This is a genomic window from Streptomyces sp. NRRL S-646, from assembly GCF_000720765.1.
In the GTDB taxonomy this organism is placed as follows: Bacteria; Actinomycetota; Actinomycetes; order Streptomycetales; family Streptomycetaceae; genus Streptomyces.
In genome coordinates, this window is the sequence record NZ_JODC01000003.1 from 354,388 (window position 1) to 366,948 (window position 12,561).

12 protein-coding genes and 1 pseudogene are annotated in these 12,561 nt (G+C 68.0%); 6 read left to right on the forward strand and 7 right to left on the reverse strand.

Going from position 1 to position 12,561, the window contains the following annotated elements:
• Positions 1-1,071 precede the first annotated feature (1,071 nt).
• Positions 1,072-1,395 (forward strand): hypothetical protein, encoded by a 324-nt coding sequence (locus IH68_RS56285; RefSeq protein ID WP_159403647.1) that lies wholly within the window; start codon positions 1,072-1,074, stop codon positions 1,393-1,395.
• A 73-nt stretch (positions 1,396-1,468) separates the two neighbouring features.
• Here IH68_RS56285 and IH68_RS0106040 read toward each other — a convergent pair whose 3' ends face one another.
• The 4 genes and pseudogenes from IH68_RS0106040 to ychF all read right to left on the reverse strand — a co-directional run bounded on the left by IH68_RS0106040 (position 1,469) and on the right by ychF (position 5,684).
• Positions 1,469-2,338, reverse strand: a complete 870-nt coding sequence (locus IH68_RS0106040) for a helix-turn-helix transcriptional regulator (protein ID WP_030929490.1) — start codon at positions 2,336-2,338, stop codon at positions 1,469-1,471.
• A gap of 120 nt (positions 2,339-2,458) precedes the next feature.
• The gene (locus IH68_RS0106045) at positions 2,459-3,910 is read right to left on the reverse strand and encodes an MFS transporter (RefSeq protein ID WP_030929493.1); all 1,452 of its coding nucleotides are present in this window, start codon (positions 3,908-3,910) and stop codon (positions 2,459-2,461) included.
• Between the two features lie 105 nt (positions 3,911-4,015).
• Positions 4,016-4,286 (reverse strand): annotated as a pseudogene (locus IH68_RS52795) (transposase family protein); the annotation flags it as partial.
• Positions 4,287-4,595: 309 nt separating this feature from the next.
• Positions 4,596-5,684: a redox-regulated ATPase YchF gene (gene ychF, locus IH68_RS0106055; protein WP_030929496.1), complete on the reverse strand. Its 1,089-nt coding sequence runs from the start codon at positions 5,682-5,684 to the stop codon at positions 4,596-4,598.
• 199 nt (positions 5,685-5,883) lie between these two features.
• Here ychF and IH68_RS49640 point away from each other — a divergent pair, with 199 nt between their 5' ends.
• Complete coding sequence (locus IH68_RS49640; RefSeq protein WP_030929499.1) at positions 5,884-6,474, forward strand: DUF6542 domain-containing protein; 591 nt, start codon at positions 5,884-5,886, stop codon at positions 6,472-6,474.
• 16 nt (positions 6,475-6,490) lie between these two features.
• Here IH68_RS49640 and ppgK read toward each other — a convergent pair whose 3' ends face one another.
• Positions 6,491-7,234, reverse strand: coding sequence for a polyphosphate--glucose phosphotransferase (ppgK, locus tag IH68_RS0106065; protein ID WP_030929501.1), 744 nt, complete (start codon positions 7,232-7,234; stop codon positions 6,491-6,493).
• 29 nt (positions 7,235-7,263) lie between these two features.
• Positions 7,264-8,274, reverse strand: a complete 1,011-nt coding sequence (locus IH68_RS0106070) for a 4-hydroxy-3-methylbut-2-enyl diphosphate reductase (protein ID WP_030929504.1) — start codon at positions 8,272-8,274, stop codon at positions 7,264-7,266.
• A 177-nt stretch (positions 8,275-8,451) separates the two neighbouring features.
• Between IH68_RS0106070 and xseA the strand changes: the two genes are divergently transcribed.
• The 3 genes from xseA (at position 8,452) to IH68_RS0106085 (ending at position 10,717) form a co-directional block, all read left to right on the forward strand.
• Entirely contained in the window at positions 8,452-9,660 is a 1,209-nt protein-coding gene (xseA, locus tag IH68_RS0106075; RefSeq protein WP_030929507.1) for an exodeoxyribonuclease VII large subunit, read from the forward strand.
• Between the two features lie 75 nt (positions 9,661-9,735).
• Positions 9,736-9,966: an exodeoxyribonuclease VII small subunit gene (locus tag IH68_RS0106080; RefSeq protein WP_030929512.1), complete on the forward strand. Its 231-nt coding sequence runs from the start codon at positions 9,736-9,738 to the stop codon at positions 9,964-9,966.
• Between the two features lie 160 nt (positions 9,967-10,126).
• Positions 10,127-10,717 carry a malonic semialdehyde reductase gene (locus IH68_RS0106085; RefSeq protein ID WP_030929518.1) on the forward strand — a complete coding sequence of 197 codons (591 nt, stop codon included), beginning with the start codon at positions 10,127-10,129 and terminating at the stop codon, positions 10,715-10,717.
• Between the two features lie 62 nt (positions 10,718-10,779).
• Here the strand turns inward: IH68_RS0106085 and IH68_RS0106090 are convergent, their stop codons facing one another.
• A complete protein-coding gene (locus tag IH68_RS0106090) occupies positions 10,780-11,301 on the reverse strand; it encodes a DUF4245 domain-containing protein (protein ID WP_030929521.1) in 522 nt (173 codons plus the stop codon).
• Between the two features lie 127 nt (positions 11,302-11,428).
• On the opposite strand from IH68_RS0106090, the gene glpX reads away from it, so the two are divergent.
• On the forward strand, positions 11,429-12,463 hold the full coding sequence (gene glpX, locus IH68_RS0106095) for a class II fructose-bisphosphatase (protein WP_030929526.1): 1,035 nt from the start codon (positions 11,429-11,431) through the stop codon (positions 12,461-12,463).
• The last annotated feature ends 98 nt before the right edge of the window (positions 12,464-12,561 follow it).

Sequence of the window (12,561 nt, forward strand, 5' to 3'; positions counted from 1 at the left end):
CAGCCACGCCCGCCGTCTTCTGGTCGAGGCGGCCTGGCATCACCGTAAACGCCGCCGGATCAGCAGGGAGTTGATCCGGCGCCAGGAAAAAACAGCCACCCGCGGTGCGTGACCGGCCGATCGCGGCAATCGCCGGCTGCACCACCGCTGGAAGCGGTTCGATGCCGCAACAAGAGGCCCACCATCGCCGCGGTGCCGGTCGCCCGCGAACCAGCCGGCTTGTGCTCGAGTCTCGCCGGCCGACGGCAGGCGGGAGTTGGAGGAGTACGGTCCGCTGCACCGGGTCACCCTCACCCACGCCCTGAGCGGCGATACGGACAGCCCAGGGCCGGGTCATCAGGACCACGCTGCCCACGCATCCGGACGACTCGCCTGCAACGGCGACCCGCTCAACCACTATGACCTCGACGGACGCCGGTGGCGGGGCACCGTTATTGGCGGTTATGTGAGACGACATCTCAGTCGCAATCGAGACGCCACCGCATGGTATTGCCCACGACGGGCGCGAGGCCGAGAATTGCGCGAGGATAACCCCGGCATCCGACGGCTCGCTGTCCCTCGACAGAAGCGGATTGCACCACCGCGTGGGTATCGTGTGCGCAGTGCGGTGGGGCGTGCGGTATTTGGTCGGCGGGTCTCGCAGACTTGGCCTGCGCCGGTATTACTGACGTAAAGATAGGGCATGCTGAAGCAAAGCGTGACCGGCCGGGTCGACAAGGAAAGGGCTTTCGCTATACTTCAGGTGTCGGTTGGCAGTCCGAGGTGCACTGAAATGTGGACTTGAAGGTGCTCACCGAATTTGTCGCGGTCCTCCGAGCTCTCAAAGGCGGTCCGTGATTACCGGGATGCAGCCCTGTCCCGTCAACTGTCCTGCGGCAAGCGGGTGTATCCACGGGATTCAGAGCCCGCCACAGGCCTTTACGGGAGTACCTTTTGATACGCCGCCGCCGTCGCGATGAACCCCAACCGCCCTCGAATTACTCGGCGACCTCGGACGCCGTCCAGATTACCATTCGAGAACTGATTGCTCTCGTAGGAGTTCTTGAGCATGCCCGTAATAGAATCTCCGAGTTGAGCGATACTGACGGCGACACCATCGCCCGCGCCAGCGGAGCCTCCCTCATACCATCACTGTATGCGCGAGCTGGATTGGCCCTGACAAAAGGTCGTGACAGCATACCCTTGCTCGTCGGCGAGGTTGGCCTGCTTGAGGCCGCAGTGATCAACCTGGAGTCATATGAAGGGAATGAGGTGGTTCTAGTCGCTGGATATGAACTCCTCGATGTTCTTTCGAATCGCGAGGTGAATACCGGCCCTCTGCGCCGCATACACGGAATCTTGACCTTTGATGGTGATTCGGGGACTCTGCCGGCGGATCAGCCACTCCTTCCCTGAGATGACGGCGAGGAGTGAAGACTGAGCCTGGGAAACCCCGGCCGAGCGCCTCGCCAAGCTCCTGTTGCTGCTTTCAGCGACGGTGAACGGAGTTCAGATCCACCGTCAGGAGCTGAAGGGCCGCCTCGTGCGGTGAGTCCGGTTCCGCGTGGTAGAACTTCAGGATGTTGCCGTCCTGAAGGTCCGCGGACTGGTACATCAACTCCACTTCGCCGACGACCGGATGGCTGAAGAGCTTCGTACCCTCGATGCAGTTGGCCACCCGTTGTCGCCACCAGAGCGCCGCGAACTCCTCGCTTTGAATGGTCAGTTCACCAATCAGTTCGGCCAATCGCGGATCGTGCCGGTGGTTCCCGGAGATGAAACGCAGATAGGTCACGTTCGACTCGGACTCCGCGGCCCAGTCCGCGTACAGGGCCCGGACTTCGTCGTCGAGGAAGTTCATCTTGATGACGTTCGGGCGCAGTTGGGCGTCCTCGGTGACGTCGAAGTCGAGATGCGGCGCGAACAGCCGGTGGTAGAGCGAGTTCCAGGCAAGGATGTCGCACCGGTAGTTCAACACGGCCGCCGCCACATTCCCCAGTGACGCCATCAACATTTTGGTGCTCGGGCTCAACTGGTCCTCATGGGGCGCCTGCTGCTGCGGATTCTGCATCGGCGTCCCGATCTTGAGCAGGTAATCCTGTTCGTCGAGGCTCAGATCAAGTGCGCGGGCGATGGAGAGCAGGACCTGCGGGGAGGCATGTGCGGTCTGCGACTGCTCGAGCCGGGTGTAGTAGGTCTGGCTCACTCCCGCGAGGGCGGCCACCTCCTCCCGGCGCAGTCCGGGAACCCGCCGGGAGCCGCTGGTGCGCAGTCCCCGCTGCTCCGGCCGGATGCGCTCACGCATCTGTCGCAGGTAGCTGCCGAGGTCCGTGTTCACGATCTGTTCCACCCTTCTCATTATGAAGTGCCGTACGGCAACGGCAACATCGCCCCGGTTCGCGGCACCCGAGGCCACGACGGCCGGGTGGACGGTTCTTTACTCCGCCCACCCGGCCGTTCGGCCACCGCGCCGGGGGAGTTACGCGGTGACGGACGCCGCCTGCCGGGCCTTCCCGCGCAGCACCAGCCACAGCAGCAGACCGACGGCTACCTGGGAGACTCCGGCCACGCCGATCGCGACGTGGATACCGGTGAGTTCCTCGGCGGCGGAGACAGTGCCCTGTCCGATGACGGCGGCGAAGACCGCGCTCACCAGCGGGATGCCGATCGCGATGCCGACCTGCTGGCTCTGGGTGGCCATGCCGGTGGCCATGCCCTGCATGTCGGACTCGACGGACGAGGTGGCGATGACCATGAAGCACAGGGCGGCCAGCATGGAGAAGAAGGCGTTCACGAACTGGGTGGCGATCAACGGGATCAACCAGTACGAGTCCGAGGTGGCGCACAGCGCCGGCAGCATGAACGCGCCCTGCAGGAACAGGGAGACGCCGAGCATCGTACGCGGCGAGACCTTCCGGAGGATGCGCGGACCGACGGTGCCGGCGATGATCTGGCCCACGCCGATGCCGAGCAGCACCAGGCCGGCGACCATCGAGGAAAGGCCGAGCACGTTCTGGACGTACAGCCCGGTGAAGAAGATCAGCGCGGTCTCGCCGCCGAAGATGAACAGGGCAGCCAGGTTGCCGAAGGCGATGTCGGGCTTCTTGAGAATGTTCACCGGTACCAGGGCGTCGGCAGTACGGCTCTCCACGGCCCAGAAGCCGCCGAGCAGCACGGCGGCGGCGACAAGCGAGCCGCCCGCAGCCAGGTCGAGGCCTCCCTCCCCGACTCGGGTGACGCCGTAGATCCCGACGAAGAGGCCCAGAGTGATCAGCAGTGCACCGGGCAGGTCGATGCGGCTGCGCTGCTCCGCCCGGCTCTCATCGACGACGATCGGCACCACCACGATCGCCGCGATGGCCACGGGGATGTTGATGAAGAAAGCCCAACGCCAGGAGAACACGTCCGTGAGGACACCGCCGAGGATCGCGCCGACACTGAAGCCGGAGCTCATCATCACGCTGTTCAGACCCAGCGCCCGGGTGCGCAGGCTGGGTTCGGTGAATGCTGTGGTCAGCAGCGCGAGCGCGGCGGGCGTGACGGCGGCGGTGGCCAGGCCCTGCAGGGTACGGGCGATCAGCAGCAACGCAGGGGAGTCGGCGAGGCCGCCGACAAGCGAGGAAACCGTCAGGACGACCATTCCGGCAGTAAAGATGCGCCGACGCCCCACATAGTCACCGACGCGGCCGAAGACCAGAGTGCACCCGGCGGCGCACAACGCGAACGTCGTGGTGATCCACTGCAGGCTCCCCGTCGAGAACCCCAGTGATGTGCCGACTTCGGGCAGCGCGACGTTCAGCACGGAGAAGTCGGCGGCCATCATGAACTGCGACGCCAGGAGCACCACCAGGGCAGCGGCCTGACGGCCCGTCATGCGGACACTGGTCGGCGGCGCGGCCGCGGCGGTCGTGGCGGTTTCAGCGGTAGTCATGCATCCCAGCCTCAACCGACCGCCGCCGCTCAGCCAGATCCCTCTCGACAGCACTCCTGCGGAGACTGTCACTGGCAGTGCCACCTTCGGCGTCATGGGGAAGGCTCACTCGGCCGCCGCCAGTGAGACCGCAATGCCGAGGAGAATGGCCACCCGCCAACCGACGGCGCGCTCCAGGGTGAGGACGGCCGCGCCGATCGACGTCATTCGGTTCGGGCTGCACCTGGATCTGCGGAAGATGCGCCAGGGCTTCAGCCGTGCCACGCCGCGCTCGACCGGTGCCCGCGCCGCGGACAGTGCACGGTCGACGGTTTGCTCAGTCGGCGTGAGCTCTCGGCCCGGCGAGCGTCTGAGGGAATGTCGTCACCCACGGGCCGCCGTCACTCTCCCAGCACCTCATCCGCGTGGTCCCGATCGCACCGGCCTGTTCGACGCCCCCCTCATCACAGGACTGCACCAGGAGGCCCGCGACTCCCTCGGGCGCCAGATCCCCCAGCCCGCGCGCCTCGACGGCGCCATCCGCACGGCACCGCGGTGACGGACCTTCCCCTGTTCAGCCGGGAGAGCAGCCGGGCCATGACAGCGCACGCCCCGGCACGGGAAAAGCCAGGAGCCCGACCCCGGAGAGCCGGACCCCTCTGGCCTGCATATTTGCCAGATCAGCGACGTAGTGGCACGTCACCCGCTACACGTTGAAGCGGAACTCCACCACGTCCCCGTCCTGCATGACGTAGTCCTTGCCCTCCATCCGGGCCTTGCCCTTCGCGCGGGCCTCGGCCACCGAGCCGGTCTCCACCAGGTCGGCGAAGGAGATGACCTCCGCCTTGATGAAGCCCTTCTGGAAGTCGGTGTGGATGACACCGGCGGCCTCGGGGGCGGTGGCGCCCTTCTTGATGGTCCAGGCGCGGGATTCCTTGGGGCCGGCGGTGAGGTACGTCTGCAGGCCGAGGGTGTTGAAGCCCACGCGCGCGAGGGTGGTGAGGCCCGGCTCCTCGGCGCCGACGGACTCCAGGAGCTCCATGGCGTCCTCCTCGTCGAGCTCGGCGAGGTCCGCCTCGAGCTTGGCGTTGAGGAAGATCGCCTCCGCGGGGGCGACCAGGGCGCGCTGCTCGGCCTTGAAGTCCTCGTCGACCAGCTCGTCCTCGTCGACGTTGAAGACGTAGAGGAAGGGCTTCGTGGTCAGGAGGTGCAGGTCGTGGAGGAGTTCCTCGTTGCCGGAACCCTGGACGATGCCCGCCGAGAACAGCGTGACGCCCTTGTCCAGGATCTCCTTGGCCTCCTCGACCGCCTTGACCTTCGGCGCCACGTCCTTCTTGATCCGCGACTCCTTCTGGAGCCGGGGCAGGACCTTCTCGATGGTCTGGAGGTCGGCGAGGATCAGCTCGGTGTTGATCGTCTCGATGTCGTCCTTAGGCGAGACCTTGCCGTCGACATGCACGACGTTCTCGTCCTTGAAGGCACGGATGACCTGGCAGATCGCATCGGACTCACGGATGTTCGCGAGGAACTTGTTGCCCAGGCCCTCGCCCTCGGACGCGCCCTTCACGATGCCCGCGATGTCGACGAAGTCGACGGTCGCCGGGAGGATGCGCTGCGAGGAGAAGATTTCGGCCAGTTTCGTCAGCCGGGCGTCGGGGACGCCGACGACACCCACGTTGGGCTCGATCGTGGCGAACGGGTAGTTGGCCGCGAGCACGTCGTTCTTGGTCAGGGCGTTGAACAGGGTCGACTTGCCGACATTCGGCAGACCGACGATTCCGATCGTGAGCGACACGTTGCGACTTCCCGTACGTGAGAGACATCAGGGGACTGGGGCTGCGGGCCCGGTCCTTCTTCGGTGCACGGGCGGGCCGATCCACCAGTCTACGGCGTACCGGTCCCCGCCCCGGCGCCCCGTCGAACGCTTGGCCAGGGTCCGACCCTCGGCGTGTCTGAGGGGCGATTGCGCACATAAACCGACCTAAGTTGGTCCGGTGGAGCAACACGGGTCGGGACCACCGCACAACGGAACGCGACGCGGCACGCCCCCGCTGCCCCCGCAGGCGAAGCGCGGCGGAAGCGGTGGGGGTGCGGGCGGTGGTGCGCGACCTGCCGGACAGCGCCGCCCCGCGACCCGCCCGGCGGCGCGGCAGCCCGGCCCGCCGCCGGTCGAGAAGGCACGGCGGCTGCCCAACCCGCGGCTGACCGGGCTGGGCAGCGGTCTGTTCTGCGGGGCGCTGATGTTCGCGCTCGGCTGTCTCGACCAGCTGCTCTTCGGGGCGTCGCTGACGCTGTACGGCGTGCTGTTCCTGCCGGTGTGCCTGCTGACCGCGGTCTGGGTGCGCAAGAGCGACCTGGCGACCGCACCCGTCGTCGTACCGATCGCCTTCGCAGCGGGCCTGCTCCCGGTGGCCGACAGCAGCGGCGGGCTGCTCGGCCGGCTGATGGGCCTGGTGACGGCACTGGCCACCCAGGCCGGGTGGTTGTACGGGGGGACCCTCGTCGCGGGCCTGATCGTCACGGGACGGAAGGCCGCCCTGATGCGACGCCAACGCACCGGAGGCCGCCGTCCGCCCCGGTACTAGACCCCGAGGCCCGGCCCTAGCTCTCCGCGGCGTGCATGGCCGCACCCACGATCCCCGCGTTGTTCTGCAGCTGCGCCGGGACGATCTCCGCCTTGATGCCGTCGATGAAGGGCAGGAACTTCTCGGACTTCCGGCTGACGCCGCCGCCGATGACGATCAGTTCCGGTGAGAACAGCATCTCGACGTGGGCGAGGTACTTCTGCACGCGGTGCGCCCAGTGCTCCCAGGTCAGCTCGCCGTCCTCCCTGGCCTTGCTGGAGGCGCGCTTCTCCGCGTCGTGGCCGTGCAGCTCCAGATGGCCCAGCTCGGTGTTGGGCACCAGGGTGCCGTCGACGAACAGGGCACTGCCGATGCCGGTTCCGAAGGTCAGCAGGATGACCGTGCCCCGGCGGCCCCGGCCCGCGCCGAAGTGCATCTCGGCGACGCCCGCCGCGTCCGCGTCGTTGACCACCGTCACCGGCAGGCCACCCAGGCGGGCGCTGAACAACGCGCCCGCGTCCGTGTCGATCCAGCTCTTGTCGACATTGGCCGCCGTGCGGATGGTGGATCCGCCGGTGACCACGCCGGGGAAGGTGAGGCCGACCGGGCCGGTCCAGCCGAAGTGGTCTACGACCTGCTTCACACCGTCGGCCACGCTGTCGGGTGTAGCCGGGTGCGGAGTGAGCACTTTGCAGCGCTCCTCCGCCAGGTCGCCCTTGTCCAGGTCCACAGGGGCGCCCTTGATCCCGGATCCACCGATGTCCACACCGAAGATCTGCATGGCCCTACGTTACGACGGACGACTGACAGTCACTCCGGCGAGGTGCCGGTTCGCTCCGCGATCAGCGCCGCCGCCTCCTCGCGCAGGTCCCGGCGGAGCTCCTTGGGCAGCGAGAACGTGATGGACTCCTCGGCCGCCTTGACGATCTCGACGTCCTCGAAGCCGCGCTGCGCGAGCCACTCCAGGACCTGCTCGACCAGGACCTCGGGGACGGAGGCACCGGAGGTGACGCCGACCGTGGACACGCCCTCCAGCCAGGCCTCGTCGATCTCGTCGGCGAAGTCCACGAGATACGCCTCGCGCGAGCCCGCGAGCTTGGCGACCTCGACGAGCCGCTTGGAGTTGGAGGAGTTGCGGGAACCGACGACGATCACCAGCTCGGCCTCGGCGCCCATCTGCTTCACCGCGAGCTGACGGTTCTGCGTGGCGTAGCAGATGTCGTCGCTGGGCGGCGAGATCAGCTGCGGGAACTTCTCCTGCAGCGCGTCGACGGTCTCCATGGTCTCGTCCACGGAGAGGGTGGTCTGGGACAGCCAGACGACCTTGGACGGGTCGCGGACCTCGACCTTGGCGACGTCCCCCGGCCCGTCCACGAGCTGGATGTGCTCGGGGGCCTCGCCGGAGGTGCCGATGACCTCCTCGTGGCCCTCGTGCCCGATCAGGAGGATGTCGTAGTCCTCATTGGCGAAACGGACGGCTTCCTTGTGGACCTTGGTGACGAGCGGGCAGGTCGCGTCGATGGTGGCGAGTTTGCCGCGCTCTGCCTCTTCGTGGACGACGGGGGCGACGCCGTGCGCGGAGAACATGACGATGTTCCCCTCGGGGACCTCCTCCGTGCGCTCGACGAAGACGGCGCCCTTCTTCTCCAGGGTCTGCACGACGTACTTGTTGTGCACGATCTCGTGCCGGACATAGATCGGAGCCCCGTACTGCTCCAGGGCTTTCTCGACGGCGATCACGGCGCGGTCCACACCCGCGCAGTAGCCCCGGGGGGCGGCGAGCAGGACACGGCGGCCAGGCGAAGCAGTCATGCGGTCCATCGTAAGGCCGCGTTCGGGGGGCCGAAGATCGGATCGCCCCCGCCGCCCGTTCCCGTCCCGACCCTGGGGGCTGCGCCCCCAGAACCCCGCTTTCGGCCTGGACGGCCTCGTCCTCGAACGCCGGACGGGCTGGATGGGCTGACCTGCGTTGTCAGTTGTGGCCGTTACGCTCGCCGCATGGCTCTCAACACGTCCGCAGAAGCGCCCCTGCCCGTCGGTGAGGTGTCGCGGCTCATCGGTGGGTGGATCGACCGGCTGGGGGCCGTCTGGGTCGAGGGGCAGATCACTCAGCTCTCGCGGCGGCCCGGCGCCGGGGTGGTGTTTCTTACCCTGCGGGATCCGTCGCACGACATCTCCGTCGGCGTCACCTGCTACCGGCAGGTCTTCGACGCCGTCGCCGATGTGGTGAGCGAGGGTGCGCGGGTCGTCGTACTCGCGAAGCCGGAGTGGTATGCGCCGCGGGGGCAGCTGTCCCTGCGGGCCGCCGAGATAAGGCCCGTTGGGGTCGGTGAACTCCTCGCGCGGCTGGAGCAGTTGAAGAAGTCCCTCGCCGCGGAGGGGCTGTTCGCGCCCCAGCGGAAGAAGGCTCTGCCCTTCCTGCCGCAGCTCATCGGGCTGGTCTGCGGCCGTGCCTCCGCGGCCGAGCGGGACGTCCTGGAGAACGCCCGGCACCGCTGGCCCGCCGTCCGCTTCGAGGTGCGCAACGTCGCCGTCCAGGGCGTGCACGCCGTCCCGCAGGTGGTGCAGGCCGTGAAGGAGCTCGACGAGGCCGGCGAGGTGGACGTCATCATCGTCGCGCGCGGGGGCGGGAGCGTGGAGGATCTGCTTCCGTTCTCCGACGAGCAGCTCGTGCGCGCCGTCGCCGCGTGCCGTACGCCCGTCGTGTCCGCCATCGGGCACGAGCCCGACAACCCGCTCCTCGACTACGTCGCCGACCTGCGGGCTTCCACCCCCACCGACGCCGCCAAGAAGGTCGTACCGGATGTCGGGGAGGAGTACGAGCGCGTGCAGCAGTTGCGGAACCGGGCGCGGCGGTGCGTCGAGGCGCTCGTCGAGCGGGAGGAGCGCGGGCTCGCCCAGGCGCTCGCCCGCCCCTCGATAGAGGATCCGCACCGGATGATCGACGAGCGGGCCGATCATGTCGCCTCCCTGGTCGACCGTTCGCGGCGCACGCTCGGCCATCTCCTCGACCGCGCCGTCTCCGAGCTGACGCACACGCACGCGCGCGTGGTGGCCCTCTCCCCCGCCGCCACCCTGAAGCGCGGTTACGCAGTGCTGCAGAAATCCGACGGGCATGTCGTCCGCACCCCGGACGAGGTGACGGCGAACGAGACGCTGCGGGCGCGGGTGGCCGAGGGCGAGTTCACGGTGGTCCGGGCCGACTGAGAACGCCGAGAACGCTGAGAACACTGAGAACACTGAGAACACGGCACGGTTCGAGTCGATGCATAGGGTGGGCGGATGACCAGCAAGGCGGATGAGGCGCTCGGCTACGAGCAGGCACGGGACGAGCTGATCGAGGTCGTACGACGGCTGGAGGCGGGCGGTACGACGCTGGAGGAGTCCCTGGCGCTCTGGGAGCGGGGCGAGGAGCTGGCCAAGGTGTGCCGGCGCTGGCTGGACGGGGCGCGCGCCCGCCTGGATGCGGCCCTCGCGGAGGAAGAGACCGCGGAAGCGGCCGGCGGCGAGTAGCGCACGACAAGGGACGGTGGCAGCGGTCCGCTGTGATGCGGATCACCACACCCCAGTTGTTGTTGAACTTTGAACCTTCCTTCGCGTACCGTCGGTCCTGTCAGTCGATCCGGACCGCGGTCCGGATCGGATCCAGGCGCCACCCCGAGGAAGTTCCCGTATGTCTCTCGTTCTTGACCCCGCCGCCCAGGACCTGCTCTTCCGCGAGGCCCGTACCGCGAACACCTTCACCGACGAGCCGGTGACCGACGAGCAGGTCCAGGCGATCTACGACCTGGTCAAGTACGGCCCGACCGCCTTCAACCAGTCGCCACTGCGCGTCACCCTGGTCCGCTCCGCCGAGGCCCGTGAGCGCCTGGTCAAGCACATGGCCGAGGGCAACCAGCCCAAGACCGCCACCGCCCCGCTGGTCGCGATCCTCTCCGCGGACAACGAGTTCCACGAGGAGCTGCCGACCCTCTTCCCGCACTTCCCGGCCGCCAAGGACGTCTTCTTCTCCGAGCGCCCGGCTCGTGAGGGTGCCGCCGGTCTGAACGCCGCGCTGCAGGCCGCTTACTTCATCATCGGCGTCCGCGCCGCCGGTCTCGCCGCCGGCCCGATGACCGGCCTCGACTTCGCGGGCGTCCAGAAGGAGTTCCTGGACGACGACCACACCCCGCTGATGGTCGTCAACATCGGCAAGCCGGGCGAGGACGCCTGGTTCCCGCGCTCCCCGCGCCTGGAGTACGACCAGGTCGTCACCACGGTCTGAGCGACCCCGAACACGCCGAAGGCCCCCGCGTCACCGCGGGGGCCTTCGGCGTGCAGAAACGGCTACGCCAGTTTCAGCGCCTGCGCCATCTCCGTCAGCTGCTGGAACGAGCCCGTGCCCGCGACCACCGTCGTCGAGCTCTTGCCCGGGAGCACGAGGGCGTCGTAGCGACCGCCGGTGTAGCGGGTCCACGTGCGGCCCGCGATCTCCTCGGTCGCCTTCGTCGCGTTCGACCCCTCGGTGGCCTGGTCGACGAAAGTCGACGGCTTCTGAGTCGACTGCTCGATCTGCACGTACTGGCCGTCGGGCGTGTGGAAACCCAGGTGCCAGGCGTCGAACTGGTCGCCCTGGAAGCGGACCGAGGTCGCCTTCCACTCCTTGGACAGGCCCTCGGGTGCGGCCACCGGGTAGGCCGCGGCGCGGCGCGCCGTGAGCAGTTCGACGCGGTAGTCGACCCGCGGGAGGTCCGGAGGCGAGTCGTCGTGCGGGATGAACACGTAGATGAGTGCCGCCGCGATCCCGATGAGGCCCAGGGAGAGGATCATGTCCCGGACCGTCTTCTGCTTGCCGTTCGAACCTGCCACGCCCCCTATCGTCGCAGGTGCCCGGCTCGCTCATCCGTGGGGTCCCCTGCTCATTTTGTCGGACTGACGATAGAGTCGAGGGTCGAACCCTCATCCGGCCGTCGTCGTATCAGAAAGGTGCGCCTCGATGACCGAGCATCATCACTTGCCGTCCGAGCTCGAAGTCCCCAGCGAAGCCCCCGACCGCAACCTCGCCCTCGAACTCGTCCGGGTGACCGAAGCCGCCGCGATGGCCGCGGGCCGCTGGGTCGGGCGGGGCGACAAGAACGGCGCCGACGGTGCCGCGGTGCGCGCCATGCGGACCCTCGTCTCCACCGTGTCGATGAACGGCGTGGTCGTCATCGGCGAGGGCGAGAAGGACGAGGCCCCGATGCTCTTCAACGGGGAGCGCGTCGGCGACGGGACCGGGCCCGAGTGCGACATCGCCGTCGACCCGATCGACGGCACCACCCTGACGGCCAAGGGCATGCCGAACGCGATCGCCGTGCTGGCGGCCGCGGACCGCGGGTCGATGTTCGACCCGTCCGCCGTCTTCTACATGGACAAGCTGGTCACGGGGCCCGAGGCCGCCGACTTCGTCGACATCGATGCGCCGGTCTCCGTGAACATCCGCCGTGTCGCCAAGGCCAAGCGCTCCACGCCGGAGGACGTGACGGTGGTGATCCTCGACCGGCCGCGGCACGAGGGGATCATCAAGGAGATCCGGGAGGCCGGTGCGCGCATCAAGCTGATCTCCGACGGTGACGTCGCCGGGTCGATCTACGCACTGCGCGAGGGCACCGGCGTCGACATGCTGCTCGGGATCGGTGGTACGCCCGAGGGGATCATCTCCGCGTGCGCCGTGAAGTGTCTGGGCGGGACGATCCAGGGCAAGCTGTGGCCCAAGGACGACGCGGAGCGGGCGCGGGCGATCGACGCCGGGCACGATCTCGACCGGGTGCTCACCACCGACGACCTGGTCGCCGGCGAGAACGTGTTCTTCGTCGCCACCGGGATCACGGACGGGGAACTGCTGCGGGGGGTTCGGTACCGGTCCGAGAACGCGACCACCGAGTCGATCGTCATGCGGTCGAAGTCGGGGACGGTGCGGCAGATCAACTCCGAGCATCGGCTGAGCAAGTTGCGCGCCTATAGCGCCATTGACTTTGATCGCGCCAAATAGCTCGGAGACCGTGGCGCGTTGGCGGGTGCGGGTAGTTCGTGGTTGATCGCGCCCACGCGGCGGAGCCGCAAATTGATACAGCCCCGCGCCCCTGAGTA